This is a genomic window from Pseudomonas fluorescens, assembly GCF_000802965.1.
Taxonomy (GTDB): Bacteria; Pseudomonadota; Gammaproteobacteria; order Pseudomonadales; family Pseudomonadaceae; genus Aquipseudomonas; species Aquipseudomonas fluorescens_A.
Map to the genome: position 1 here is coordinate 36,032 of NZ_JSAK01000023.1, position 25,306 is coordinate 61,337.

Below are 25,306 nucleotides of genomic sequence, written 5' to 3' on the forward strand. Positions count from 1 at the left end.
CAAATAAGCTATATAAATCAACTACTAATATCGATATAAGGCGGCCAGTCTAAAAATAGATAATAATATTAATGTTCGATTATCGGTCATTTGCCATTGACAGGGTTCATTGGCTGTTTCCATTCTCTGTTCGCGAAGCCGGCTGCACTGGGCTCTGCCGGCGGCACAAACAACAATAAAAAATGGAAATCGAACATGCCAAATCTCCCCACGCACGACGTTGCGACGGCGTCAGCCACCTGTGTGCCCGATATCAACCGAGGGTTGGTCCTGGCGCTGCTCGGCTTGAGCGTTCTACCTACGCAGCTTCGCGCCGCAGGCTTTATCGAAGACAGCCACGGGACCCTGACTCTGCGTAATTACTACCTGGACCGCCAATACAAGGACGATGGGGCCAAGACCGCCGCGCAGGAGTGGGCCCAGGGTTTCATCATGAACATGGAGTCCGGGTTTACCGAAGGGCCGCTGGGTTTTGGGCTGGACGTTCGCGGGCTGCTGGGGGTCAAGCTCGACTCCGCGCCGGATCGCAGCGGCACCGAATTGCTGCCGGTGTCGGCCAGCGACAATCGGGCGGCGGATGAGTACTCGCGCCTGGCCCCGACCGCCAAGCTGCGGTTTGCCCAGACCACGGTGAAGTCCGGGGACGTCTCGATCTTCCTGCCGTTTGCTTTTGCCAGCCCCTCGCGATTACTGCCACAAACCTTTCGCGGTACCACTCTCAGCTCCAGGGACTTCGATGGCCTGACGTTGAACACCGGGTACATCGATCGCATCGACAAGCGCAATTCCACCAACTATGAGGCGATGACCCTCGCTTCGCCCAACCGGCGCTTCAACGCGACTGCCACGACCTCGCACATGGCGTATGTAGGGGGCGATTATCAAGTCAACAAAACGTTGAGCCTGCGTGCCTACCATGCCGAGGTGACCGACTTGTACCAGCAGGATACGTTTGCGCTGCTGCATGACCTGCCGCTGGGCGGGGGAGTATTGACCAGCGATCTGCGCAGTTTTTTCAGTCGCGAGGATGGCAGCGCCAAGGGCGGTGAGGTGGATAATCGCAACGTCTCGGGGCTGTTCAGCTACCGTTACGGCGGACACAAGCTGGGCATCGGTTATATGCATTCCAGTGGCGACTCGGCGACGCCTTACATCTCCGGAACTGAGTTGATGGGGATGAGTGAGCTGACCATGGCTTCGGACTTTCTCAATGCCAAGGAGCGCACGTGGCAGGCCATCTATGACTACGACTTTGTGGCGTCCGGAGTGCCCGGGCTGAGGGGCCGGTTGCGTTATCTGCGTGGTGACAATATCGAGCTGGCAGCCTTCAACGCCGAGGACCGCAAAGAGCGCGAGTTTCAGATGGAGCTGGGCTATGTGGTGCAGAGCGGTCCGCTGAAAAATGTCGCACTGGTGGCGCGCAAGGCGATCTACCGCAACGATTTCCCGACCGGTGCGGCCTTTCGCGATGAAAACCAGACCCGCTTCCTGGTGACCTACACCTTACCGATCTGGTAACCCCGCGGTCCTGCAGACGCCTCACCGGCACGTCCCTCTGGGGCGTGTCTCACTCCTGATAAATCTTCTTCAGCAGGCGCAGCAGCTCTTCCCGCTCCTGATCGTCCAGCGCCGCGGTGGCGTCCAGGTCGCTTTGCGCGGCGATCTGGTTCAGCTCCTTGAGCAGGGTCTCGCCGGTCTTGCTGAGGAAGATCCCGTACGAGCGCTTGTCAGGCTTGCACCGCACGCGCACCGCCAGCGCACGGCTTTCCAGTTTATTGAGCAGCGGCACCACCTGGGGCGGCTCGATGGTCAGAGCCCGGGCCAGATCGGCCTGCATCAGGCCGGGGTTCTGGTTGATGATCGCCAGGGCGGAGAATTGAGCAGGTCGTAGATCGTGGGCCGAGAGGCGGCCAATCAGGTTCTGAAACAGCTTGAGTTGTGCGCGGCGCATGGCGTAGCCGATCAGGTCGTTCAGCGCCGAATCCAGTGGTGCCTGAATCTCTTCGTTGGTCGACGCTGCCTCGATCGACTCGGCGAGGGGGGAGGGCTTGGCCATTGCGGGTGAGTCCTGAGGGTTTTGGGTTAACAAGGCTATCTATTTTGCCGGCGTTGATCGGTGATTGCTATGGCCAATATCGCTGTGTAAGGACAGTGGGGCTCGGCGCAATGGAAAACAGGTTAATTTTATTAATAGTTAATTGACATAACTAATTTGCCGGTTTAATTTCTAGTCATCTTCAAACCAAGAACAAGAGAGCATCGTCATGAGCAATTACGAAGGTCGCTGGACAACGGTCAAAGTGGAAATCGACGAAGGCATCGCGTGGGTCATCCTCAACCGCCCGGAAAAACGCAACGCCATGAGCCCGACCCTGAACCGCGAGATGATCGATGTTCTGGAAACCTTGGAGCAGGATCCGGACGCCGGCGTACTGGTGCTGACCGGTGCGGGCGAAGCCTGGACGGCTGGGATGGATCTCAAGGAGTACTTCCGCGAAGTGGACGCCGGCCCGGAGATCCTCCAGGAAAAAATCCGCCGCGAAGCGTCGCAATGGCAATGGAAACTGCTGCGCATGTACGCCAAGCCGACCATTGCCATGGTTAACGGCTGGTGCTTCGGTGGCGGCTTCAGTCCGTTGGTGGCCTGCGACCTGGCGATCTGCGCTGACGAAGCGACCTTCGGCCTGTCGGAAATCAACTGGGGTATCCCGCCGGGCAACCTGGTCAGCAAAGCCATGGCCGACACCGTGGGCCATCGCCAGTCGCTGTACTACATCATGACCGGCAAGACCTTTGGTGGGCAGAAAGCCGCCGAGATGGGCCTGGTCAATGAAAGCGTACCCCTGGCGCAACTGCGTGAAGTCACAGTGGCGCTGGCGCGTAACCTGCTGGAGAAAAACCCGGTGGTGCTGCGTGCGGCCAAGCACGGTTTCAAACGTTGCCGCGAACTGACGTGGGAGCAGAACGAGGATTACCTGTACGCCAAGCTCGATCAGTCACGCCTGCTTGACACCGAAGGCGGCCGTGAGCAGGGCATGAAACAATTCCTCGACGACAAAAGCATCAAACCTGGCCTGCAAGCGTACAAACGCTGAGGTGCTGCGGCCAGTAACCGGGCGCATCCCGCTACTGGCGGTTGCGCCCAGGTGCTGCGGTTACATCGTTTTATGCATTCCCGATAAAGACAATAAAGAGGAATCACCATGCTGGACGTGCCCCTGCTGATAGGCGGCCAGTCGTGCTCCGCTCGCGACGGTCGAACCTTCGAACGCCGTAACCCGGTGACTGGCGAATTGGTGTCGCGGGTTGCCGCCGCCACCCTGGAAGATGCCGACGCTGCTGTGGCCGCTGCTCAGAAGGCGTTTCCCGTTTGGGCTGCACTGGCGCCCAATGAGCGTCGGACCCGTTTGCTCAAAGCGGCGGAGCAATTGCGAGCGCGCAGCGCTGAGTTCATTGAGGCTGCCGGCGAGACCGGGGCCATGGCCAACTGGTACGGTTTCAACGTGCAGCTGGCAGCCAATATGCTGCGTGAAGCAGCGTCGATGACCACTCAGATCAATGGCGAAGTCATCCCTTCGGATGTGCCTGGCAGTTTCGCCATGGCCCTGCGCCAACCCTGCGGCGTAGTGTTGGGCATCGCTCCATGGAACGCACCGGTGATTCTCGCCACGCGAGCTATCGCCATGCCATTAGCCTGCGGCAACACCGTCGTGCTCAAGGCCTCCGAGATTAGTCCTGCGGTGCACCGCTTGATCGGTCAGGTATTGCAAGACGCCGGTTTGGGCGATGGAGTCGTCAATGTCATCAGCAACGCTCCGGCGGATGCCGCGGCGATTGTCGAGCGGTTGATCGCCAACCCTGCGGTGCGCCGGGTCAATTTCACTGGCTCGACACATGTCGGGCGCATTGTCGGCGAACTCTCTGCGCGCCACCTCAAACCAGCATTGCTGGAACTGGGCGGCAAGGCGCCGTTGCTAGTTCTCGATGATGCCGACTTGGATGCTGCGGTAGAAGCGGCCGCCTTTGGCGCCTACTTCAATCAGGGGCAGATTTGCATGTCCACCGAGCGTCTGATCGTCGATGCCAAGGTTGCCGACGCCTTTGTCGCGAAGTTGTCGGCCAAGGTTGCAACGCTGCGCGCAGGGGACCCTGCGGACGCCGATTCGGTGCTCGGTTCGCTAGTGGACGCCAGCGCCGGTATGCGCATTAAGGGATTGATCGACGACGCCTTGGCCAAGGGCGCGCGACTGGTGGTTGGCGGGCAACTGGACGGCAGCATTTTACAGCCGACCCTGCTCGACGGCGTCAACGAGAGCATGCGCTTGTACCGCGAGGAATCCTTCGGTCCGGTCGCCGTGTTGCTGCGCGGTGAGGGGGATGAAGCGTTGTTGCACCTGGCCAACGACTCTGAGTTCGGTTTGTCTGCGGCGATTTTCAGTCGCGATACCGGGCGTGCCCTGGCTTTGGCCCAACGGGTCGAGTCAGGCATCTGTCATATCAATGGCCCGACCGTGCATGACGAGGCGCAAATGCCTTTCGGCGGGGTCAAGTCCAGCGGTTACGGTAGTTTTGGTGGCAAGGCATCCATTGAGCATTTCACTCAATTGCGTTGGGTCACCTTGCAGAATGGGCCGCGGCACTACCCGATCTGAACACGCTGCGCCACGTCGGGCATCGACTTCCCTGAAAGCGAGTCGCCCGCGTGCAAGGCCGAAATAACAATAACAAGGCTGCAGCCAACGGCTGCCACGCTATCTGTGAGTCATCTGTGTGTGGCTTGGGTTTAGCGTGCCTCGACGGAGAACAAGCACTTGAGTTCCGAATTCAGTTTGCAATCCCATGCCCCGGCCAGCGCACCGCGCTATCGCCACGTGTCCATCGGTTGCACGGCGATCGAGGTCACCGAGCAGCAGGGCGTATTGCACATGCGCTCCCTGGAACCGTTGGCCGAGATGCCCAAACGGCTGCTCGACCGTCTGGTGCATTGGGCCCAAGTGCGTCCCGAGCAGACCTTTATTGCCGCCCGCCAGGACGGCGGTGATTGGCGCCGGGTGAGTTACGCCGAAATGCTCGACAGTGTTCGGGCTATCGCTCAAAGCTTGCTGAGCTACGGTCTGTCGGCAGACAAGCCCCTGGCGCTTCTCTCGGGCAATGACATCGAGCATTTGCAAGTCGCTTTCGGCGCCATGTATGCGGGCATTCCTTACTGCCCGGTGTCGCCGGCCTATTCGCTGCTCTCCCAGGATTTCTCCAAGCTGCGCCACGTTTGCGACCTGCTGCAACCAGGCCTGGTTTTCGTCAGTGACGCCTCAGCGTACCAGCGCGCCATCGACGCCGTGTTACCGGCCGATACGCCACTGATTACCGTGCGTGGCCAGGTCGCGGGACGTAGCCAGGCGAGCTTTGCCAGCCTGCTTGAGCAAACGGGCGGCGCTGAAGCTGAAGCCGCTTTTGCCGCCACCGGCCCCGACAGCATCGCCAAGTTTCTTTTCACTTCCGGCTCGACCAAGTTGCCCAAGGCAGTGATCACCACTCAACGCATGCTCTGCGCCAATCAGCAGATGTTGCTGCAGACTTTTCCGGTGTTTGGCGAAGAGCCTCCGGTGCTGGTGGACTGGCTGCCGTGGAACCACACTTTCGGCGGCAGCCACAACCTCGGCATTGTGCTCTACAACGGCGGCAGTTTTTATTTGGATGATGGAAAACCTACTGCGCAGGGATTTGCCCAAACCCTGCGCAACCTTAAAGAAGTGTCCCCCACCGCCTACTTGACCGTGCCCAAGGGCTGGGAAGAACTGGTCTCGGCCCTGGAACAGGACGCGGAGCTACGGGAGTGTTTTTTCAAGCGCATCAGCCTGTTTTTCTTCGCCGCTGCCGGATTATCGCAAAGCGTCTGGGATCGCCTTGACCGGGTCGCCGAACAACACTGCGGCGAACGTATTCGGATGATGGCCGGGCTCGGCATGACTGAGGCCGCGCCATCCTGCACCTTTACTACCGGGCCATTGTCCATGGCCGGTTATATAGGCTTGCCGGCGCCGGGTTGTGAGGTCCGGTTGGTGCCGAAGGATGGCAAGCTGGAAGGGCGCTTTCGTGGGCCGCACATCATGCCTGGGTACTGGCGGTCTCCGCAGCAGACCGCCGAGGTGTTCGACGAGCAGGGCTTTTACTGTTCCGGTGATGCGCTCAAGCTTGCTGACCCGCGTGATCCGCAACTGGGGCTGATGTTTGATGGGCGCATCGCCGAAGACTTCAAACTGTCTTCCGGGGTGTTCGTCAGTGTCGGCCCACTGCGCAATCGTGCGGTACTGGAGGGCTCGCCCTATGTCCAGGACTTGGTAGTGACCGCGCCGGATCGAGAGTGCCTGGGGGGGCTGGTATTCCCGCGATTGTACGAGTGCCGACGCCTGGCGGGGCTCGCAGCCAGTGCCAGCGATGCCGAAGTGCTTGCCAGCGCGCCGGTGCGCGAGTGGTTCGCCGACTGGTTGCAGCGGCTCAATCGCGAAGCCAGCGGCAATGCCAGCCGTCTGGAGTGGATCGCGCTGCTCGACGAAGCCGCGTCCATTGATCGCGGTGAAATTACCGACAAAGGCTCGATCAACCAGCGTGCGGTCTTGCAATGGCGTGCGGCCAAAGTCGAGGCGATGTATCGCGGTGACGACCACTCGATCCTGCGCGCCGGTCCACGGTCTTGAGTTGCGCGGGGCAATATTCGTCATTCAGGGATGTGGCGATTCTTGAAGCCGTACGAACGCCTTGGGTTGATATCGGCGGCGCGCTGGCCCAGGTCTCTCCCATCGATCTGGGCATAAAGGTTGGTCGTGAAGTGTTGGCCCGTGCCGGGCTTGATCCGCGGGCAGTTGACACTGTGCTGGCCGGCTCCATGGCCCAGGCCAGCTTTGACGCTTACATGCTGCCACGCCATATCGGGCTTTACAGCGGCGTGCCGCAACAGGTACCGGCACTGGCGGTGCAGCGCATTTGCGCGACCGGTTTCGAGCTGTTGCGCCAGGCCGGCGAGCAACTTAACGGTGGCGCGGATCTGGCTTTGTGTGTGGGCGCTGAATCCATGTCGCGCAACCCGATTGCCGCCTACACCCATCGGGGCGGGTTTCGCCTCGGGGCGCCGGTGGATTTCAAGGATTTTCTTTGGGAAGCGCTGTACGACCCGGCTCCTGGACTGGACATGATCGGCACAGCAGAAAATCTCGCCAGGCGTCACGGCCTGAGTCGCGAGGCGGTGGATACCTATGCCCTCAACAGTCACCAACGAGCGCTGGACGCACAGAGCTGCGGCTGGTTCAGCGATGAAATCGTCCCGGTGCGTAATGAGTCGTTTGAACTGGAAGGCTATCAGCCCCGGGGTATTGCACTGCCGCGTCGATGTGACGGGGTCACCCTGGACAGCCATCCTCGGCCCACCGATTCCCACGCGCTGGCCAAGCTGCAGGCGATTCACGCCGGTGGTGTGCAAACCGCCGGCAACAGCTGTGCGGTGGTGGACGGCGCAGCGGCCGCACTGGTAGGCCGAGCGTCAGTGAGTATGCGTCCGGTATTGGCGCACCTACTGGCGACTGCGGTGGTCGGTGTGGCGCCAGAGTTCATGGGGATCGGTCCGGTTCCGGCGATCCAGTTGTTGCTGCAGCGCAGTGGGCTGGTCCAGGAAGATATCGCTCTTTTTGAAGTCAACGAGGCTCAAGGCGCGCAGGTGCTGGCGGTGGCTCAGATGCTGGAGATGGATAGCCATCGGCTTAACCTCAGAGGTGGTTCGATCGCGCTCGGGCATCCATTGGCAGCCACCGGCCTGCGTTTGGTAATGACCTTGGCGCGGCAGTTGCGCGAGCAACATCTGCGTTACGGGGTCGCCGCTGCCTGTGTCGGCGGCGGGCAGGGCATGGCCGTGCTAATTGAAAACCCGGGATTTAGCGGCTGAACCGTTGCGGTGTTCTTCCCTTTTGACAGTACGAGGTTTGCCATGTGGCATTACCAGGCGCCGTTGCGCGACATGCAATTTATCTTTGAACATTGGCTGCAGGCTCCCCGGGCATGGAGTCAAATGTCTGCATTTGAGGCTCTGGACTTGCCGCTGGCGCTCCAGGTGCTTGGAGAGGCCGGACGTTTCAGCTCGGATGTATTGGTGCCGCTCAATAGCAGCGGCGATCGCCAAGGTTGCCGCTTCGACAATGGCCAGGTCAGTACTCCGGATGGTTTTGTACAGGCTTATCGAGCTTTCGCCGAAGGTGGCTGGCCGGCATTGGCCTGTGATGAAGCCTTCGGTGGCCAGGGGCTGCCGCAACTGCTCGATGCCGCATTGCAGGAAATGCTATACGCCAGCAACCACGGTTGGGCCATGTACACGGGGATCGCCCATGGCGCTTACCTGTGCCTCAAGACCCACGCACCGCAGTGGATCAAGGACCGTTATCTGCCTCAGATCGTCAGTGGTGAGGCGCTGCCTACCATGTGCCTGACCGAACCCCAGGCTGGCAGCGACGTCGGCCTGCTGCGCTGCCGCGCTGAACCGCAGAGCGACGGCAGTTATCGGCTGAGCGGCTGCAAGCTATTCATTTCCGGAGGCGAACATGACTTGACCGAGGACATCCTGCATCTGGTGCTGGCCCGATTGCCAGGGGCGCCCACCGGTAGTCGTGGTGTTTCGCTGTTTCTGGTACCCAAACGCCTGGATGACGCTCATGCCAATGCGGTGCGCTGCGATGGTATCGAACACAAGATGGGCATCAAAGGCAGTGCCACCTGTTCGCTGGTCTTCGACGGCGCTCAGGGTTGGCTGATTGGCGAGGCGAATCGTGGTTTGGCCGCGATGTTCGTGATGATGAACTCCGCGCGATTGCATGTCGCCCTGCAGGGCCTGGGACATGCCGAGTCTGCGTGGCAGAACGCTTATGCGTATGGACTGGAGCGCAAACAAATGCGTGCGCCCAATCGCCCTGTCGGCGTTGCGGCCGAAGCTGTCGACCCCATTCACTATCATCCGGCCATGCGTCGCGTTTTGCTGGAGTTACAGGTCTACGCGGAGGGCATGCGAGCCGTCGGTTATTGGGCGGCACATTTGCTCGATCAGGCCGAACATGCCCCGGACCTGGTCACTCGGCAGGGTGCCTTGCAACTGGCGGAGCTCTTGACACCGGTGATCAAGGCTTTTTTCACCGAACAGGGTTTTCGTCTTGCCAGCAACGCCTTGCAGGTATTCGGTGGCTACGGTTACGTCACCGAATTTGCCATTGAGCAGACCCTGCGCGACAGCCGCATCGCAATGATTTATGAGGGTAGTAACGAAATTCAGGCCAATGATCTTCTACTACGCAAAGTGCTGGGCGATGAAGGCCGCTCCTTCGGCCAATTGTTGGCGGTTATGCGCGAAGAAGCTGGGCAGACCTGCGAAACCGCCAGCTTTTGCGCTGAGCTGGTGCTGCTTTGCAATAAACTCGAGTGTTTGCAAATAGAGATACGTGACCTGGCCGTCGAGGAGGGCGAATACCCATATCGGGTTGCTGGCGATTTTCTGCGTTTGTGTGGCGTGGCCCTCTTGGCTTATTCCTGGTCTCGAGCGGCGCGTGTCTCTCGGTTGTTACCCGACAGCGATCCACTGCGCGCCAGTAAACTGGAAACAGCCGGCTTTTTCTTTGCCTACTTGCTGCCGGAAGCGGATTACCGGATCGCTGCCATTCGTGCGGCCAAGGCACCCCTGCCGTTTCTGAGGTGAGTTCAAGTTAGCGCCAGGAACGAGGGTGAGTTGCATCTACCCCCGCGTGACATCAACCGTAGAGCATGTTCAAGCATTCGAAACAAAAGCTAAGACGCTGTTGGATCAAGCTAACGCTTATGGCGAGTTGTCCCGCTCTCCCGCACATGAATGCTGACCGCCACCTTGGTCCGAAGCACGTTATCCAGTGCAGAGCACTTGCGCTATGAAGCAGGGAGGGCAATTGCGTGACTGTCCACTATTGGCCGATTACTGCCCGTCGCCAAGGGCCGTGAACGACCCTCTGTCGCTTCTCGTCTCAGCCGATTTTTTTAGGTGTCTACTTCCAGATAGACCCTGCAGCTGCAAAAAGGAGCGAGCGATGAGCGACAAACAGGTAGCACCTGAAACGCGAGGCGTTACGGTGGAGTTACTTGCCTCGATGGACCTTGGTCCCGAAATTGAAGGTATGGCAGGCCGCCAACTTAGAACGTGTAGGGTGACAATCGAGCCTGGAGGCGTCTTCGGGCCGATTCACAACCATAAAGACCGACCAGGCAGCGTCTACATACTGCAAGGCACGATCACCGATCATCAAAATGGAGTCGCCACGGACTATGGGCCGGGATTAGGTTGGACCGAGGACAGGAACACCACGCATTGGCTTGAGAACAGAGGAACAATTGCGGCGGTGGAGATCTCGGTCGATATCGCCAGGCAAGAGTAAGCGTTCCCTGGGTAACCTCTTCATCGCCTTGCTTGCCGTACCGCACCACTTCATCTCCCGCCTGGTGTGCGCTGAACCGTAGTCCATCTAACCCTTCGATAGATTAACCCCTCAAGCGTCAAAACCAGGTGTGCCTGACGCTTGACATAAGCTGAACTCGGTCATATAAAGAACATGTTCATAAATGATCAACAACAATAATGGATGCGATCATATGCGCCGAATCGACCTGCACTGCTATCCCAACACACAACGCTGGATCGACTGCCAAGGTCCCTACGTCGAGGCTCTTGCGCAATACTGGCACCGCGACTGGAAAGCCAAGACCGAGGAAGAAGTGGTTCGCGAGTTCCAGAGCGCCGGCATCGAGGCGGTGCTGGTGGCCCTTGATCTGCGAGCAACCATCAACACGGTGCCGTGCGACAACGACTATGTGGCCGGCATGCGCGATCGCCACGACTGCATCATCCAGGCCTGGGGTGCCGTGGAACCGGCCATGGGGCAGGTGGCGATCGATGAGGCCAAACATGCGATCCGCGACCTGGACATGCTTGGGTTTCACTTCCACCCGATCATGCAGCACTTCAGTGTCGATGATCAGCGCTATTACCCGCTCTGGGAAGAAATCAACGCCCTGAAAGTGCCGGTGATGATCGACGTCGGCATGACCGGCATGGGCGCAGGCCTGCCCGGGGGCTTCGGTGCCAAGACCCGGCATGCACATCCATCGTCCATCGATACCCTGGCGGCGGACTTCCCGGACTTGACCATCATCATGGCGCACCCGGGTTACCCGTGGATCGACGAAACCACCGTCTGTGCACTGCACAAGGGCAATGTGTTCTGGGAAATGTCCGGCTGGGCACCCAAATACCTGCCAGAGGCGCTCAAGCGCGATATTCGCGGGCGACTCAAGCACAAGGTCATGTTCGGTAGCGACTACCCCAGCATTCCCCATGAGCGGCTGTTCAAGGAGTGGGGCGAGTTGGGCTACTCCGATGAAGTGCTGGAGTTGTTCTTCCACAAGAACGCCGAACGCGTGCTGGGTCTCTGACATGGGTAGCGAGCAGCATAATGTGGTGACCGAACGGCGCGGGCATGTGCTCCATATCCGCATCAACAGGCCTCAGGTTCGCAACGCGCTGGACCCGCTCACTTACCATCAGTTGAGTCTGGCCTGCGATGAGCTGGAGGCTGACCCCGAGCTGTGGCTCGGGGTGCTGACCGGGGAGGGCGACCAGGCCTTCAGTGCCGGCCGCGACCTCAAGCAACTGGCGCAAATGGCTGTTGCCGATGAGGCGCAGAAACAGGCTGAAGCGGCGTTATGGCAGTGCACCACACGCTTGACCGACCGCTTCGGTTTCGCCAAGCCGCTGATTGCACGGCTCAATGGTTCGGCCCATGGCGGCGGACTGGAGCTGGCCCTGGCGTGTGACATCATCGTCGCCGCCGAACATGCCCAGCTCAGCCTGCCCGAGCCCCGGCGCGGGCTGATTGCCACTGCGGGCGGTGTCCATCGCCTGCCGCGCCAGATCGGCCTGAAGGCGGCAATGGGGTATCTGCTGACCGGGCGAGCCATGACCGCGCAACGGGGTTACGAGCTGGGCCTGATCAACGAAGTGGTTCCCGCGCACTTGCTCGATGAGGCTGTCGAGCAATGGGTGGCGGACATCCTGGCCTGTGCGCCACTGGCGGTTCGCGCTACTAAGGCCTGTGCCATGCAGGGCCTTGACCTGCCGCTGGCAGAGGCCGTGGCCCGGCGCTACGACGCCGAAGAGCGGCGCAAGGCCAGTGAAGACAGTCGCGAAGGGCCGCGTGCCTTTGCCGAAAAACGTCGACCGCAATGGCGAGGATGCTGAAGCACTGCTCCCGGTTTCTACCCGATACGGTACGCTCAGACGACAGTACCGCTACCTGAATAAAAATAATCACAGGTGACAGGCAATGAATACGTCGCGCATGTTTTACGGCTGGTGGGTCGTGGTCGCATCGATCATGGGGATGATCGTCAGCCAGGGTCCCGTCCTGGTATTTACCTTCGGCATTTTCATGAAGCCCTTGAGCGCCGAGTTCGGCTGGAGCCGTTCGCAAGTTTCGCTGGGGCTGACCATCGCTATTCTCACCGCCGCCTTGTGCACCCCCTGGATCGGTCGGTTGATCGATCGCAAGGGGGCGCGCCAAGTGGCCATTCCGGCGTTGCTGTTGTTCGGCGTCGGGATCATGTCGCTCGGCCTCTTGCCGGCCAACCTGGTGCTTTTCTATCTGGCGTTCTGCGTGATTGGCCTGTTGTCCACCGGCGGCACTCCCACGGCCTATGCCATGGCCGTGAGTTGCTGGTTCATCCGCCGCCGTGGCCTGGCCCTGGGCTTGAGCATGGCGGGTATCGGCATCGGAGCGGCGTTGCTGCCGATGCTGGCGCAACATGCCGTGGCCGCACTGGGCTGGCGCCTGGCGTATGCGGTGATGGGCCTGGTGATTGTTCTCGGCGCGGTTGGCGTCGCCTGGAAACTGCAGAACAAGCCTGCTGACCTGGGGCTGTTCCCGGACAACCAGCCCACCGTGGATGGCGCCCCTCATTCGCCGGACAAGGTTGGCCTGACCGTGGGGCAGGCGCTGCGCAGCCGCTCGTTCTGGCTGATCGGCGTGGCGTTTTTCCTCGCGGCCCTGGCGATCAACGGCTGCTCGGTGCACTTCGTGCCCTTGCTCACCGACCGCGGCATACCGGCTGGCGAAGCCGCTCGCATTGCCTCGATCATCGGTATCGCGCTGATCGTCGGCCGCGTGGGCGCAGGGTATCTGCTCGACTACCTGTTCGCGCCCTTTGTCACGGTGTTTTTCTTCATTGGCCCGGTGATCGGCATCCTCTTGCTCTACAGCGGCGCCAGCGGCAGCAGCGCAATGTTCTGCGCGGCCCTGATCGGCCTGGGTGTCGGCGCGGAGGTGGACCTGATTGCCTACCTGATCGCGCGTTATTTCGGGTTGCGCGCCTTTGGTGAGATCTATGGCTACCTGTTCGGCCTGTTCTGTCTGGGCACAGCCTTCGGACCGTTGTTGATGGGCATTGGTCAGACGCTCAATGGCAGTTACGACGCGGTCCTGCTGTTGTTCGCCGGCTGCATGGTGGTGGCCTGTGTCCTGATGCTCTGTGTCGGTCGTTATCCGGACCTCCATGGGCAGCACAAGGTGCCGGCGATCACGCCGCCTGCAAACCATGCATTATCAGACTCAGGCGCTTCATCAGCTCATTGAGACCGTCTTGCGGATCCTGCGAGTCGTCCGCCAGCCACATGCGAATCTCCGCTGCCAATAGATGGAACATGGTCTTGGCGATCATGCTGTCGTCTTCCTGGCAGCGCACTTCACCCTGGGCCCGGGCATGGCCAAGCAGGGTTGAGATCGAGTCGATGGTACGCGCCCGGGTCGCCTGGAAGCGTTCGCTCTGCATCCCCGTTGTGTAGAAGGTGATCTCACGGGTCAGGTCCCGTGAGATCACCTTGTCCTGCCCGTAAAACACGAAAAAGTGCCGCAGCGCGTTGCGCAGGTTGTCCAGCAGTGGGCGGTCGGCGCGGCAGTCGGCGAAAGCCCGCGTAGTCAACTCGTCGAGATCGTCGTTGAACACCAGGAACAACAGGTCGCGCTTGTCGGTGGCGTAGAGAAACAGGGTCGACAGGCCAACGTCCGCTTCCTGGGCGATTTGCCGTGTCGTGGTCGGCTCAAAGCCATTCTCGGTGAAGAGTTTTTTCGATGCGGCACGGATCCGCAGGAATTTGTCGAGCTTGTTTCGTTCGCGCAAACCCAGCGGGGCATTCGATTTCACGTTCATGTCAGACCTTTGATTTTTCTGGTTTTGTCGGGGTTCTGGAAGAACTCATCTTAAGGGATGGCCAGAGCCTTGACAAACAATATGATCATGTCTAAAAATGAACATGTTCTTTTAAAAACAATAAACGAGGTTGAACATGTCCCCATCCAAGAAAGTCGCCCTGGTCACAGGTTCCGCATCCGGCATTGGCGCCACGGTGGCCGTGGCACTGGCCAAGGCCGGTTATGACGTGATCGTCAACTACAGCCGCAGCGAAGCCTCGGCCAGGTCCACGGTGCAAGCCTGCGAGGCAGCCGGGGCACGGACGATGTTGCTGCAGTGCGACGTGTCGAATGAGGACAGTGTCAAAGCCATGGTCGCCGCCATCCGTGAGCAATACAGCCACTTGGACGTGGTCTGCAGCAACGCCGGCGTGTCCATCGATACGCCACCGAAAAAGTTTGACGAGATCGAAGTGGAAGATTGGGACCGGGTATTCGCGGTGAACGTACGCGGCCTGTTCCTGATCGCCAAGCACACCAAGGCCCTGTTGTTCGAGGCACCCCGGCCGTGCATGGTCAACACCGCCTCGATTGTGGGCATGCGCCCTGGTGCCCAGCCGCTGCCGTATTCGGCGTCCAAGGCGGCCGTCATCAGCATGACTCAGACCCTGGCCAACGCACTGGGCCCCAAGGTACGCGTCAATGCAATCGCCCCGGGCTGGATGGAAGGGGAGTGGATGGAATGGATGCTGGGCGACAACTACGACAAGTTGATGACCCGTCGCGCGCGCGCCACGCCCTTGCAGCGCTGTGTGACCATGCCGGACGTGGCTGAAGTGGTGCTCACCCTGATCGAGCACATGCACTTTGTCACCGGCGAAACCATTGTCATCGATGGCGGTTTCGCCAAGACCACCTGATTCTTCAGGGCCAATTCTTCCGGGCGAGAGTTGCGCTCTGGCCCCTGCGGGTTCCTTCCAACAATAACGACAACATCGAGGACATTTCCATGATGGGATTCGTGCCGTTTCCAGAAAAGTTCGTTGAGCAGTATCGCGCCAAGGGCTACTGGCTGGACCAGACCCTGGCGAATACCTTCCAGGCTGTATGCCGTCAGTACGGAGAGCGCATTGCCGTGTGCGATGCTTCCCGTGAGGTGAGCTACGCCGAGCTTGACCAGGTTGCCACACGCCTGGGTTTGAACCTGTTGGATGCCGGTCTGGTGCCGGGCGATATCGTCGTCTTGCAACTGGGCAACGTGCTGGAGTTTGTCTTCGTTTACCTGGCCCTGCAGAAAATCGGAGTTCGGCCGATCCTTGCGCTGCACACCCACCGATACCGTGAGCTGCGCCAGTTCGTCGAGTTGTCTGGCGCCACCGCAACTATTTCGGCGGATCGCTCCAAGGACTGCGATTTCATCGATATCGTCAACCGCGTTCAAGCTGATACCGCCAGCATCCGTCGCAAGTTTGTCCTCGGTGCCGCGGCGGACGGTTTTGTCTCGCTGGGCGACCTGCTGGCGCGTGAGCCACGTCGGAATGTTGCTGAAATCGAGGCGATTCAGGCGGCGATCGATCCGTGCAGCCCAGCGCTGTTTCTATTGTCTGGCGGCACGACCGGCATCCCGAAGATGATCCCGCGCTCGCACAACGACTACGTCTGCAACTCGCGGCTGGCCTCCAAATACACGGGCATTGATGAGCACTCGGTGTTGCTGGACGTGCTTCCCATTGCTCACAACTTGCCGCTGGCGTGCCCTGGCTTGCAGGGCTTCATGCTCTGCGGTGCCAAGGTGGTGTTACATGCCAGCACTCGGGCTGAAGAGGTGTTCGGTTTGATCGAGCGCTTCAAGGTCACCCATATCCATGTGGTGCCGGCCCTGCTGATCATGTGGATGAACGACCCCCGGGTCGAGTCCTTCAATCTGGACAGCGTGCGAGTGATCCAGTCCGGTGGCCAGCGTCTGCAACCGGAGACGCGGGCCTTGACCGAGCAGGTCTTGCATAACTGCACGGTGCAGGAAAACTTCGGCATGGCCGAAGGCCTGTTGATGTTCGTGCGCCTGGACGATCCGCTGGATGTACGCCGCGAGTCGGTGGGCAGGCCGGTGTGTGAAGACGACGAAATCCTCTTGCTGGGCGAGGACGACCTACCGGTGCCGCCGGGTACGCCGGGCGAGCTGTGCTGCCGAGGGCCCTACACCTTGCGCGGTTACTTCAACGCACCGGAGCATAACGCGCGGGCGTTTACCCCCGAAGGTTTCTACCGTTCCGGCGACATGATGCGCGAGCTGCCCTCGGGCAACTATGTGGTGGAAGGGCGCAAGAAGGACCTGATCAACCGCGGCGGCGAGAAAATTTCCGCCGAAGAAATCGAGAACCTGGTGCTGGCTCACCCGGCCGTTACGAACGTGGCGTGCGTGGCCATGCCCGACCCGGTGCTGGGCGAAAAAATGTGCGCCTTCGTGATCCTCAAGCCGGCTGCGCAGTTGAGCCTGGAAGAGCTGGTCGATTACCTGCAGAGCCATGAAATCGCCCGTTTCAAACTGCCGGAGCGCCTGGAGCTGGTGGACAGTTTTCCGCTGTCGACCTTCGGCAAGGTCTCCAAGAAAGACCTGGTGGAGCGCGTCAGCGCCCAGCTAAAAATCGAGGCGGCCTGAGATGAGCGACTTTATCCAATACCGCTTCGAAGACGGCATCGCCACCTTGACGCTGTGCGCGCCCGAGCAGCACAACGCCTTGAGCCATCAGGTGCAGTTCGACGGGTTCACTCAGGTTTGCGCGCGCATCAACCGCGATCCGCAGGTCAAAGTGGTCATCCTCACAGGTTCCGGCAAATCGTTCTGTGCCGGTGGCAACGTCAAGGACATGAAAGCGCGGGCGGGGCTGTTCGCGGGTGATCCGTATCAGCTGCGCGATGGCTATCGCCATGGCATCCAGCAGATTCCGCTGGCGGTCTACCACCTTGAGGTGCCGACCATTGCTGCCGTCAACGGTGCAGCGATTGGTGCCGGTTGCGACCTGGCATTGATGTGCGACATCCGAATCGCCTCGCAACAAGCGCGTTTCGCTGAAAGCTTCGTACGCCTGGGAATCGTGCCCGGGGATGGCGGCGCCTGGCTGTTGCCCCGGGCGCTGAACAACCTGTCGCGGGCCTATGAACTGTCATTTACCGGCGAGACGGTGTCGGCGCAGCAGGCGCTCGAATATGGCCTGGTGTCGCGCGTTGTCGCGCCGGATGACTTGTTGGTGGCCGCTCAAGACCTGGCCCGACGGATCGCGGCCAACCCCGGGCATGCTCTGAGGTTGACCAAGAAGCTGTTGCGCGAAGGGCAGCACACCCGGCTGGAACCCTTGCTCGAACTGTCCGCTGCCTATCAGGCACTGGCCCATCACACCGAAGCCCACCAGGCCATCGTGCAGGCACTTTGATCGCAGCCGGACGCTGCACGCGGCGTTCGGCCGGAGGTTCTCATGCAAGACGCAGTGATTGTTGCTTATGCCCGATCGGCCATTGGCAAGGCTTATCGTGGCGCGTTCAACCACACCCCAATGCCCAGCCTGGCTGCGCCGATCATCCAGGCAGTGCTCAAACGTGCCCAGACTCAGGGCGCCGAGGTTGAAGAATTGGTCATGGGGTGTGGACGGCCTGAGGGTACTCAGGGCAAGAACATTGCCCGGCTCAGCGCTTTGCGAGCCGGGTTGCCGGACAGCGTCGCGGCGCAGACCGTCAGCCGCCATTGCGCGTCGGGGTTACAAGCCATTGCCAGCGCCGCGCAACGTATCCAGCTGGACGGCAGCTCGATAATGCTGGCGGTTGGTGGCGAGTCCATAAGTCTTGTGCAGAACGCCCACACTAACGAGCACTACGGTCAAGACCCGTGGCTGCTGGAGCATCGACCTGACGCCTATATCAGCATGCTCGAGACGGCTGAAAGGGTGGCCAGTCGTTACGGCATCTCCCGTGCTGATCAGGATGACTACGCCTTGCTCAGCCAGCAGCGTATGGCTCAGGCCCAGCGCGACGGGCTGTTCGATGAAGAAATCGTACCGCTGGACGTCATCTCCAAAGCCGTGAACAAGGCCAGTTATGAGTATTACGACAAGCCCCTGCGTATCGACCGAGACGAATGCAATCGGCCGGGCACACAGCGTGCCCAACTGCATGCGCTCGCAGCGGTGCTGGAGGGTGAGCATCGAACCGTGACTGCCGGCAACGCCTCGCAACTCAGTGACGGCGTGGCGGCGTGTGTGTTGATGAGTGCCGATCAAGCCAGAGCCAAGGGTTCAAGACCTCTGGGGATCTTCAAAGGTTTTGCCAGTGCCGGCTGTGCACCTGATGAAATGGGCATCGGCCCAGTGCTGGCTGTGCCACGCCTGTTGGCCCGCCACGGGCTGAGCGTCAATGACATCGATCTGTGGGAATTGAACGAAGCCTTTGCCTCACAGGTGCTGTATTGCCAGCGTCAGTTGGGAATCCCGATGCAGCGGCTGAACGTTAACGGTGGGGCCATCGCCATGGGGCACCCCTACGGCATGTCGGGTGCGCGCATGGCCGGGCACGTTTTGCTTGAGGGGCGTCGCCGGGGGGCACGCTATGTGGTGGTGACCATGTGCGTGGGTGGCGGGCAGGGCGCCGCCGGTTTGTTCGAGGTGTGCCATGACTGACGGCTAGGACCGGGCATCGCTTTTGCTGCGTCTCTACAACAACAAAAAGAGGGACTTTCTATGAAGGCTGTTCATGTTCGCGCCTTGCAGGCCGCCGGCTTGCTCTTGTGTTTCCACGGCGCCGTCAGCGCCACCGAGGGCAATGGCAACTCCTACCCACTGGGTGTGGAAACCAATATGTCCGGGTTGATGTTGCCCGAAGGCCTGACGTCGCTGTTGTACTACACCCATTACGATGCCACCCACGTCAAAGGCAACGACGGCGACGACAACCCCGGCATCGCCCGATATCGCATCAGGTCCGATAGCGTATCCCTGCGTCTGAGCTATGTCTGGCCCGGGGTGAAATGGCTGGGCGCGAATGTCGAAACCCGAGCCGCACTGGCGGCGCCCACGATTGACCTGACCCTGGACGTTGTCCGCCCTGCGCCCCTGGCACCGCTGGACAAGGGCGGCACCTCTACAAATCTTGCCGACCTCAGCTTTGCCCCGGTGCTGCTCGGCTGGCACAGCAAGACCTTGCACCAGACCGCCGGTATCGAAACCTTCCTGCCCACCGGCGACTATGACGAGGATGAGCCGGTGAACACCGGGCGCAACTACTACCAGGTCGCACCTTTCTATGCCGCGACGTGGTTTCCCACCGAGCACTGGGAAGCCAGCGCCAAACTGCGCTACGGCATCAACTCGAAAAACGACAAGACCGACTATCGCTCTGGCGATGAGCTCACGCTTGAATTCAGCGCGGGCTATCGCTTCAACGGACCCTTGAGCGCCGGCATCAACGGCTACATCTACCAGCAGACAACCGATGACCGCCGTGATGGAACCTCGGTCAATGGCAACGGTAACCGCGGTTCGGTCGATGCCTTGGGGCCCTACTTCATGTACCGCTTCAGCAAAGACTTTGCCGTGGTTGCCAAGTTGCAGGAGGAGTTCGGGGCGAAGAACAAGTCCGAAGGGACGCGGTTGTGGTTGCAGGCGCGGTTGCCGTTCTAGAAAACTGTGAGCTGATCCTGTCAACGCTGAAGCTCCAGGGATGTGCGCAGGCTCGTCGATCATGCCAAGTCTGCGCATTACCCGCTGCAAACCGTTCTCGACAATCGGTAATCATGAGGATCGCAGTTCATCGCAAGGCGGTACATCCGCTGGCATACCGCGACTCGCCCTCGTATCATTTACCCCGATACATCTCCGATATCCCCTCGCAAAAGCCCCGCTTCCTGTAGCGCTGGCCCGGGCAAGCCGAATGCAAGTGATCGCCTTCCAACATCGAGCAACCAAATGACCACCCATGGTGCCAGTTTCACTGAGGGGCCCGTTGGCAGGCATGTGTTGAGCATGGTGGGCACGGGCGCCCTGGGCTTGCTGGCGGTTTTTCTCGTCGACATCCTCACCCTGATGTACGTGTCCATGCTCGATGACCAAAGCCTGTTGGCCGCCGTCGGGCTGGGAAAGACCCTGGTGTTCATCAACGGGGCATTTTCCACCGGGCTGGTTATCGGGGCCGTGGCGCTGCTTTCCGATCGTATTGGCAAACATGCCGGCAAAACCCTGGCTCGACTGGCCAGCCATATGCTGATCATGGCGTTCCTGCTGTCTGCCACCCTTGTCGTGGTGGAGATGGTTTGCGCTGAGCCCTTGGCCCGATGGTTGGGTGCGGACCTGGCGGCTTATCAAAACGCACGGCATTACCTCTGGCTGGTTGTGCCCGCCAGCCTATTGATCGCTATCACGCAGATGTGCGCACAGATGCTCAGGGCGAAAGGGCAGGTCAGGCTCGCACTGAACGTCCTGCTGGCGGGGGCGGGGACATTGGCGGTGGCAGATCCTCTGTTCATTTTTGGCTTTGGCATGGGGCTGGAAGGGGCAGGGGTGTCCTTTCTCCTGTCGGCTGCCGTGACATCGGTGGCAGGGCTGGTGCTGGTCAAACGGCACATCGGGCTCTCGGCGACGATCAATCTCAAACTGTTGTCGCTCCACACCCGCCGTACCTTGCGAGTGGCGCTGCCGGCGATGCTGGCAAACCTCGCCATGCCGGTGGGCATCACCTACCTGATGGTGGTGCTCGCGGGCCTGGGGACATCAGCCCTGGCCGGGATGGCGGTGGTGGATCGCGTCCTGCAGCTTGGCTACTGTGTGTTCTTCGCACTGCCGGGTGCACTGGTGCCGGTGCTCGCGCAGAATCTGGGTGCAGGCCGCGATGATCGGGTCCGGGCGATCCTGGTCTTTACCCGCCGGCTCGTGGTCCTCTATGGTGTGGCGTTGTGGTTGCTGCTGGACGTGTCGGGACCCTTCATTGCCAACTACTTTCACCTTACGGGCATGGGCCGAGAGATGTTCATAACGTTCTCCCAGTTTGGTGTGGGTCTGTGGATCGTCTTCGGCCTGGACTTTGTCGCGCAATCGATGTTCCTGACGATGGAGCGCGCCTGGTGGGTGCCGGTTTTCGGGTGGATTCGCGGCACCTTGGGCACCCTGCCATGGGTGTACGCAGGGGCGCAGGGTTTCGCTGGCAGCGGTGCCGTGATCGGCATGTGGACGGGTAACGCACTGGTCGCTATCGCAGCGATTGTCACCGCCTCGCATGTTTCGCGGCGCTTTTTTGTGCAGCGGGCGAAGGCGCACCGGCTGCATTGAACGAACAATCGCGCCGCTGCCAGACCTGGCAGCAAGGGCGTCCCAATTTCAACGGAATTCTATGGCAGTCATGGACACTCATAACGAATCGGGCGATTCGCCGAACCCCAAGCGTCGACGCGCGCCGAAAGGGGAAATGCGCCGCATGGCGCTGCTGGATGCCGCCACCGAAGTCTTTGCCCGGGATGGCTACCTGGGTGCCTCGATGCGCGATGTCGCCGATATTGCGGGCATCACCACGGTGGGCCTGCTGCACCATTTCCCCAACAAGGTGGCGTTGCTGAAAGCGCTGCTCGATCGTCGGGACGAAAGGGTGGTTGCCCGGTTCGGTGACCTGGCCACCGCGCCAACCCTTGACGGGTTTGTGCAGTTTCTCAGGCTGAGCATGAGCTTCAGTGTGGAGGATGCTTGCGAATGCCAGGCGTCCGTGATGATCAATACCGAAAGCCTCTCCGAAAAGCATCCGGCGTTTCCCTGGTACAAGGAGAAATTCGACATGGTGCATGCCCATGCACAGGCGCACCTCGGGGTATTGGTCGAGTCCGGCGAAATACGGGGGGACGTGGATGTGAAGGCACTTGCCCAAGAGATCTTTTCACTCATGGACGGGCTGCAGATCCAATGGCTCAGGGGGCGGGCGAACGTAGACATCATGAGCGTCTTCGATAACTACTTGCGCCGCCTGGCCGCCGATCTGAAGGTGGCGTAAAAGGCTCATCCCTGAGCCTCATGCAACGGTCAGTAAGTTTGCGCCGCCGTGACCTGGACGGCCTTGCGCAGTGGCACTGGCAACGGGTTGCTGTCCCGGGTGTTCAATTGCTCCGGGTACAGCGTGACCAGCGTCTGGCTCAGGGCCAGGTCCTCTGAATCGGTACCCACGCGGATCTTGAACTTGCCGGCGTCGACGTTCCAGCTGTCAGTGTTATCCACGTAGTAGGCCAGCGAGCGCGAATCGAGCGGAATGCTCACGGTCTTGCTCTGGCCTGGCTCAAGGTAGACCTTGGTGAAGCCCTTGAGCTCCTTTTCCGGACGATCGACCGCAGGGTTTACCGGTTGCACATACAGCTGTGCCACCTCGAAGCCCGCCTTGTCGCCGGTGTTGGTCACCGTGAACTTGACGTCAACGGTGGCGCCGGGAGTCAGCACATTGGTTGACAGCTTCAGGTCGCTGTAGCCGAAGGTGGTGTAGGAAAGACCATAGCCGAACGGATACAGCGGCTTGGCGTGTTTCTTGTCGTAGCCGCGATAACCGAGGTAGAGGCCTTCGCTGTAGGTCATTTCAGTCAGCGCGTTGTCACCGCGATAGGCAGCCGGGTCCGGATACGAAGCGTAGCTTGGATTGTCTTCGATCTTTTTGTCGATGGTGACCGGCAATTTACCCGATGGGTTGACCTTGCCATACAGGATCTCGGCAAGTGCCTGGCCGCCTTGCTGGCCCGGGAACCAGGCTTGCAACGTGGCGCCTACCTTCTTGGCCCAAGGCTGCATGTCCGCTACACCGCCGCCGTGCATCACGACGATCGTATTGGGGTTGGCGCGGGTCACAAAGTTGATCAGCTCGGCCTGCTGGTCAGGCAGTTCATAACCGTGGTCAGACCCTTCGCCTTCGTTCTCATAGTTAGTGCCTGCGGCAACCACGACGGCATCGTACTTCGACAGATCCTTTGGCGGACGCAGCGACGCCCAGCTCATCTGCACGCCGGCGAGACCGCCCAGTGCCGGAGTGAAGTTACCCTGCACGCGCTGGTATTCCAGCTTGACGGTGTATTGCTTGCCGGCCACCAGGGCTGCGGTCTTGCCGGACGTGGTCAGGGCGTTGACCACGTCGGAGGAGTGCGGCACGCCGTCACTTTGCACCACGAGCTCATCGTTGACCCAGAGTTTGTAGGGGCCGTCTGCCCGGACCTTGAACACCTGCGGACCGGAAACCACAGGCTTGATGTTCGCGGTAAACCGCGCCGAGAAATTGCCGGCCGCAGGACTGAAGCCAGACACCGTAGTGGTACCTGCACTGGTTTCATTGGTGCTGGTGGTCCAGTTGAAATTCACCCCCGGCTCGACACGCGTTTGTGCCGCAGTGCCCGAGAAACTGGTGTTGGCGAAGTACTCGGCTTTCACCCCGGAATTGCTGATACCGCTGTTACCGGTCGCCGGCTGATACCACACGGAGCTTTTCGGGTTCAGGCTCATCTCTGGCAGGTAAGTGATATCCGAACTGCTCGATGCCAATTGCTGCAAGCCACTGAGCTCCGTCACGTAGCTGTTGGGTGGCGAGTTGGCGGTACCGAAAGGTGAGGCAGGCGCCTGGTCTGCCCAATCGCCGATCACGGCGATTTTGGCGGACGGCGCCAGTGGCAACAGCGGCTTGCCTGCGGCAGTTTTCTCGTTACGCAGCAGCACGATCGCTTCACGGGCGGTGTTCAACGCGGCGCGCGCACCGTACTCGGGGTGCTCGAGTGTCTTGGCCGTGTTGAGATTGTCCTGGAAGTCGTAGCTGACGATTGCGCGCAGGTTGCGCTTGACCTTGTCATCGATGACGTTCTGGGTCAGTTGCCCGCTCCACACATAGGGCAGCAGGTTGGCCTCGGTAAATTGCAGGCCTGATGGCATGTCGATATCGGTGCCCGCCCAAGCACCTTTGAACGCATTGTGGATGGCGTTGAAATCGCTGATCACGGTGCCTTGGTAGCCCCATTCTCCCTTGAGCACGTCGGTGATCAGGTGATGGTTTTCACAGGCATAGTCGCCATTGACCTTGTTGAAACCACACATGATGGACGCGACGTTCGAGTTCTTGACCATCGATTCGAAGCCCGGCAGGTACAACTCGCGCAACGTACGTTCGTCGGCGACGACATTGACAGCCTGGCGGTTGGCCTCCTGCTCGTTGGCCAGGTAATGCTTGCCGCTGGCCTGGATACCTTGCGCCTGGATACCGTTGACGATAGCCGGTGCGAGCACCGCGCCGAGGAAGGGATCCTCACCGCTCACGTATTCGGCGGAGCGACCATTGTACGGGGTCCGGTAAAGGTTCACGCCCGGGGACAACATCTGCTGTCCGCCGGAAATCCTGGTTTCGTAGGCAATGGCCAGGCCGAATTCCTTGGCGCGGTTGATGCTCCAGGTCGCGGCCAGTGCCGATTGCGAAGGGTACTGCGCACCAAAGGTAGCGTTATTGACGTGAACGCCCATGGATGAGTCATACGCGACGGTGCCCTTGATGCCCCACTTGAGCAGGGAAGGGATCATGTGCCCGTCATTCACGCGGGTGAAGTTGATCTTTTCCGACTGGTTCATGTTATCCAGAATGGAGCTGACGCGGGCTTCGACCTCGTTGCCGGTGGCAGGTGTGACGGCGGCAAGCGCCAGGTTGGCTTGCACGATGCTGAATGTCAGCACGCTCAGGCCAAGCGTCTGTTTGAGAGCTGACACGGCGAGTGTCCTTCTGGCGGTGGTGGTCGGATGGGGGAGGCTAGGCCGGCTCATGGTTGTTGTGCCTGTGCGGGGGCGTCATCGGTCGCCACTGGCGCATCGAGCATGTTGCCAGGGATGGTTTGCGTGGCTGGGCCAAGGTTGGCCGCCCCGGAAAGTTGATCGCGCTTGGCCTCGATCTGCTCGCGCAGTTGATGTTCCGAGTTGACGGTGTTTGCTACGGACGATGAGTCCGCAGCCATGGCGGGTAAACTTTGGGCGCACACAAGTAATGCACCTAATACAGGCGACATAAGTCGAAGCATCGATAGAATCTCGATTGATGGAGGAGTC

General features: G+C 60.3%; 21 protein-coding genes. 17 read left to right on the forward strand and 4 right to left on the reverse strand.

All coding sequences use genetic code 11. The features are described 5' to 3' along the window. Window positions 1-195 precede the first annotated feature (195 nt). A complete protein-coding gene (locus NL64_RS20040; protein ID WP_080758037.1) occupies window positions 196-1,518 on the forward strand; it encodes an OprD family porin in 1,323 nt (440 codons plus the stop codon). A gap of 49 nt (window positions 1,519-1,567) precedes the next feature. Here NL64_RS20040 and NL64_RS20045 read toward each other — a convergent pair whose 3' ends face one another. Further along, window positions 1,568-2,056, reverse strand: coding sequence for a MarR family winged helix-turn-helix transcriptional regulator (locus NL64_RS20045; RefSeq protein ID WP_034149802.1), 489 nt, complete (start codon window positions 2,054-2,056; stop codon window positions 1,568-1,570). Window positions 2,057-2,264: 208 nt separating this feature from the next. Between NL64_RS20045 and NL64_RS20050 the strand changes: the two genes are divergently transcribed. From NL64_RS20050 to NL64_RS20090, 9 genes are all read left to right on the forward strand, one after another. Next, complete coding sequence (locus tag NL64_RS20050) at window positions 2,265-3,095, forward strand: p-hydroxycinnamoyl CoA hydratase/lyase (RefSeq protein WP_034149803.1); 831 nt, start codon at window positions 2,265-2,267, stop codon at window positions 3,093-3,095. A gap of 108 nt (window positions 3,096-3,203) precedes the next feature. Further along, complete coding sequence (locus NL64_RS20055) at window positions 3,204-4,652, forward strand: aldehyde dehydrogenase (RefSeq protein ID WP_034149804.1); 1,449 nt, start codon at window positions 3,204-3,206, stop codon at window positions 4,650-4,652. 159 nt (window positions 4,653-4,811) lie between these two features. After that, the gene (locus tag NL64_RS20060; RefSeq protein ID WP_034149805.1) at window positions 4,812-6,695 is read left to right on the forward strand and encodes a feruloyl-CoA synthase; all 1,884 of its coding nucleotides are present in this window, start codon (window positions 4,812-4,814) and stop codon (window positions 6,693-6,695) included. Continuing rightward, a complete protein-coding gene (locus tag NL64_RS20065) occupies window positions 6,692-7,933 on the forward strand; it encodes a thiolase family protein (RefSeq protein ID WP_034149806.1) in 1,242 nt (413 codons plus the stop codon). The genes NL64_RS20060 and NL64_RS20065 overlap by 4 nt, the downstream gene beginning before the upstream one ends. A 42-nt stretch (window positions 7,934-7,975) precedes the next feature. After that, window positions 7,976-9,724 (forward strand): acyl-CoA dehydrogenase, encoded by a 1,749-nt coding sequence (locus NL64_RS20070; protein ID WP_034149807.1) that lies wholly within the window; start codon window positions 7,976-7,978, stop codon window positions 9,722-9,724. Between the two features lie 361 nt (window positions 9,725-10,085). Beyond that, window positions 10,086-10,430 (forward strand): cupin domain-containing protein, encoded by a 345-nt coding sequence (locus NL64_RS20075; RefSeq protein ID WP_034149808.1) that lies wholly within the window; start codon window positions 10,086-10,088, stop codon window positions 10,428-10,430. Window positions 10,431-10,644: 214 nt separating this feature from the next. Then, window positions 10,645-11,484: an amidohydrolase family protein gene (locus NL64_RS20080; RefSeq protein ID WP_034149809.1), complete on the forward strand. Its 840-nt coding sequence runs from the start codon at window positions 10,645-10,647 to the stop codon at window positions 11,482-11,484. 1 nt (window position 11,485) lies between these two features. After that, window positions 11,486-12,289 (forward strand): enoyl-CoA hydratase-related protein, encoded by an 804-nt coding sequence (locus NL64_RS20085; RefSeq protein ID WP_034149810.1) that lies wholly within the window; start codon window positions 11,486-11,488, stop codon window positions 12,287-12,289. Between the two features lie 85 nt (window positions 12,290-12,374). Further along, window positions 12,375-13,679: an MFS transporter gene (locus NL64_RS20090; protein WP_080758039.1), complete on the forward strand. Its 1,305-nt coding sequence runs from the start codon at window positions 12,375-12,377 to the stop codon at window positions 13,677-13,679. Here NL64_RS20090 and NL64_RS29190 read toward each other — a convergent pair. Further along, the gene (locus tag NL64_RS29190) at window positions 13,624-14,253 is read right to left on the reverse strand and encodes a TetR/AcrR family transcriptional regulator (RefSeq protein WP_052321271.1); all 630 of its coding nucleotides are present in this window, start codon (window positions 14,251-14,253) and stop codon (window positions 13,624-13,626) included. The genes NL64_RS20090 and NL64_RS29190 overlap by 56 nt on opposite strands. A gap of 136 nt (window positions 14,254-14,389) precedes the next feature. On the opposite strand from NL64_RS29190, the gene NL64_RS20100 reads away from it, so the two are divergent. From NL64_RS20100 to NL64_RS20130, 7 genes are all read left to right on the forward strand, one after another. Next, complete coding sequence (locus NL64_RS20100; RefSeq protein ID WP_034149811.1) at window positions 14,390-15,154, forward strand: SDR family NAD(P)-dependent oxidoreductase; 765 nt, start codon at window positions 14,390-14,392, stop codon at window positions 15,152-15,154. Between the two features lie 89 nt (window positions 15,155-15,243). Continuing rightward, window positions 15,244-16,893 (forward strand): (2,3-dihydroxybenzoyl)adenylate synthase, encoded by a 1,650-nt coding sequence (locus tag NL64_RS20105; RefSeq protein WP_034149812.1) that lies wholly within the window; start codon window positions 15,244-15,246, stop codon window positions 16,891-16,893. A 1-nt stretch (window position 16,894) separates the two neighbouring features. Further along, window positions 16,895-17,665, forward strand: a complete 771-nt coding sequence (locus NL64_RS20110) for a crotonase/enoyl-CoA hydratase family protein (protein ID WP_034149813.1) — start codon at window positions 16,895-16,897, stop codon at window positions 17,663-17,665. Between the two features lie 42 nt (window positions 17,666-17,707). Then, complete coding sequence (locus tag NL64_RS20115) at window positions 17,708-18,901, forward strand: acetyl-CoA C-acyltransferase (RefSeq protein ID WP_034149814.1); 1,194 nt, start codon at window positions 17,708-17,710, stop codon at window positions 18,899-18,901. Between the two features lie 60 nt (window positions 18,902-18,961). Continuing rightward, on the forward strand, window positions 18,962-19,900 hold the full coding sequence (locus NL64_RS20120) for a SphA family protein (protein WP_034149815.1): 939 nt from the start codon (window positions 18,962-18,964) through the stop codon (window positions 19,898-19,900). 285 nt (window positions 19,901-20,185) lie between these two features. After that, complete coding sequence (locus NL64_RS20125; RefSeq protein WP_034149816.1) at window positions 20,186-21,541, forward strand: MATE family efflux transporter; 1,356 nt, start codon at window positions 20,186-20,188, stop codon at window positions 21,539-21,541. A gap of 61 nt (window positions 21,542-21,602) precedes the next feature. Beyond that, window positions 21,603-22,250: a TetR/AcrR family transcriptional regulator gene (locus tag NL64_RS20130; protein ID WP_034149817.1), complete on the forward strand. Its 648-nt coding sequence runs from the start codon at window positions 21,603-21,605 to the stop codon at window positions 22,248-22,250. Between the two features lie 29 nt (window positions 22,251-22,279). Here NL64_RS20130 and NL64_RS20135 read toward each other — a convergent pair whose 3' ends face one another. Together NL64_RS20135 and NL64_RS20140 are read right to left on the reverse strand one after the other, a co-directional pair. Continuing rightward, window positions 22,280-25,027: a beta-glucosidase gene (locus tag NL64_RS20135; RefSeq protein WP_052321272.1), complete on the reverse strand. Its 2,748-nt coding sequence runs from the start codon at window positions 25,025-25,027 to the stop codon at window positions 22,280-22,282. Then, window positions 25,024-25,266 (reverse strand): hypothetical protein, encoded by a 243-nt coding sequence (locus NL64_RS20140; RefSeq protein ID WP_034149835.1) that lies wholly within the window; start codon window positions 25,264-25,266, stop codon window positions 25,024-25,026. The genes NL64_RS20135 and NL64_RS20140 overlap by 4 nt, the downstream gene beginning before the upstream one ends. Window positions 25,267-25,306 lie beyond the last annotated feature (40 nt).

What these genes read in the sequence shown, in the direction of transcription:
- NL64_RS20040 (WP_080758037.1), top strand. Translation starts at nt 196, where the DNA reads ATGCCAAATCTCCCCACGCACGACGTTGCGACGGCGTCAGCCACCTGT.
- NL64_RS20045 (WP_034149802.1), bottom strand. Translation starts at nt 2,056, where the DNA reads ATGGCCAAGCCCTCCCCCCTCGCCGAGTCGATCGAGGCAGCGTCGACC.
- NL64_RS20050 (WP_034149803.1), top strand. Translation starts at nt 2,265, where the DNA reads ATGAGCAATTACGAAGGTCGCTGGACAACGGTCAAAGTGGAAATCGAC.
- NL64_RS20055 (WP_034149804.1), top strand. Translation starts at nt 3,204, where the DNA reads ATGCTGGACGTGCCCCTGCTGATAGGCGGCCAGTCGTGCTCCGCTCGC.
- NL64_RS20070 (WP_034149807.1), top strand. Translation starts at nt 7,976, where the DNA reads ATGTGGCATTACCAGGCGCCGTTGCGCGACATGCAATTTATCTTTGAA.
- NL64_RS20075 (WP_034149808.1), top strand. Translation starts at nt 10,086, where the DNA reads ATGAGCGACAAACAGGTAGCACCTGAAACGCGAGGCGTTACGGTGGAG.
- NL64_RS20080 (WP_034149809.1), top strand. Translation starts at nt 10,645, where the DNA reads ATGCGCCGAATCGACCTGCACTGCTATCCCAACACACAACGCTGGATC.
- NL64_RS20085 (WP_034149810.1), top strand. Translation starts at nt 11,486, where the DNA reads ATGGGTAGCGAGCAGCATAATGTGGTGACCGAACGGCGCGGGCATGTG.
- NL64_RS20090 (WP_080758039.1), top strand. Translation starts at nt 12,375, where the DNA reads ATGAATACGTCGCGCATGTTTTACGGCTGGTGGGTCGTGGTCGCATCG.
- NL64_RS29190 (WP_052321271.1), bottom strand. Translation starts at nt 14,253, where the DNA reads ATGAACGTGAAATCGAATGCCCCGCTGGGTTTGCGCGAACGAAACAAG.
- NL64_RS20100 (WP_034149811.1), top strand. Translation starts at nt 14,390, where the DNA reads ATGTCCCCATCCAAGAAAGTCGCCCTGGTCACAGGTTCCGCATCCGGC.
- NL64_RS20105 (WP_034149812.1), top strand. Translation starts at nt 15,244, where the DNA reads ATGATGGGATTCGTGCCGTTTCCAGAAAAGTTCGTTGAGCAGTATCGC.
- NL64_RS20110 (WP_034149813.1), top strand. Translation starts at nt 16,895, where the DNA reads ATGAGCGACTTTATCCAATACCGCTTCGAAGACGGCATCGCCACCTTG.
- NL64_RS20115 (WP_034149814.1), top strand. Translation starts at nt 17,708, where the DNA reads ATGCAAGACGCAGTGATTGTTGCTTATGCCCGATCGGCCATTGGCAAG.
- NL64_RS20120 (WP_034149815.1), top strand. Translation starts at nt 18,962, where the DNA reads ATGAAGGCTGTTCATGTTCGCGCCTTGCAGGCCGCCGGCTTGCTCTTG.
- NL64_RS20125 (WP_034149816.1), top strand. Translation starts at nt 20,186, where the DNA reads ATGACCACCCATGGTGCCAGTTTCACTGAGGGGCCCGTTGGCAGGCAT.
- NL64_RS20130 (WP_034149817.1), top strand. Translation starts at nt 21,603, where the DNA reads ATGGCAGTCATGGACACTCATAACGAATCGGGCGATTCGCCGAACCCC.
- NL64_RS20135 (WP_052321272.1), bottom strand. Translation starts at nt 25,027, where the DNA reads ATGAGCCGGCCTAGCCTCCCCCATCCGACCACCACCGCCAGAAGGACA.
- NL64_RS20140 (WP_034149835.1), bottom strand. Translation starts at nt 25,266, where the DNA reads ATGTCGCCTGTATTAGGTGCATTACTTGTGTGCGCCCAAAGTTTACCC.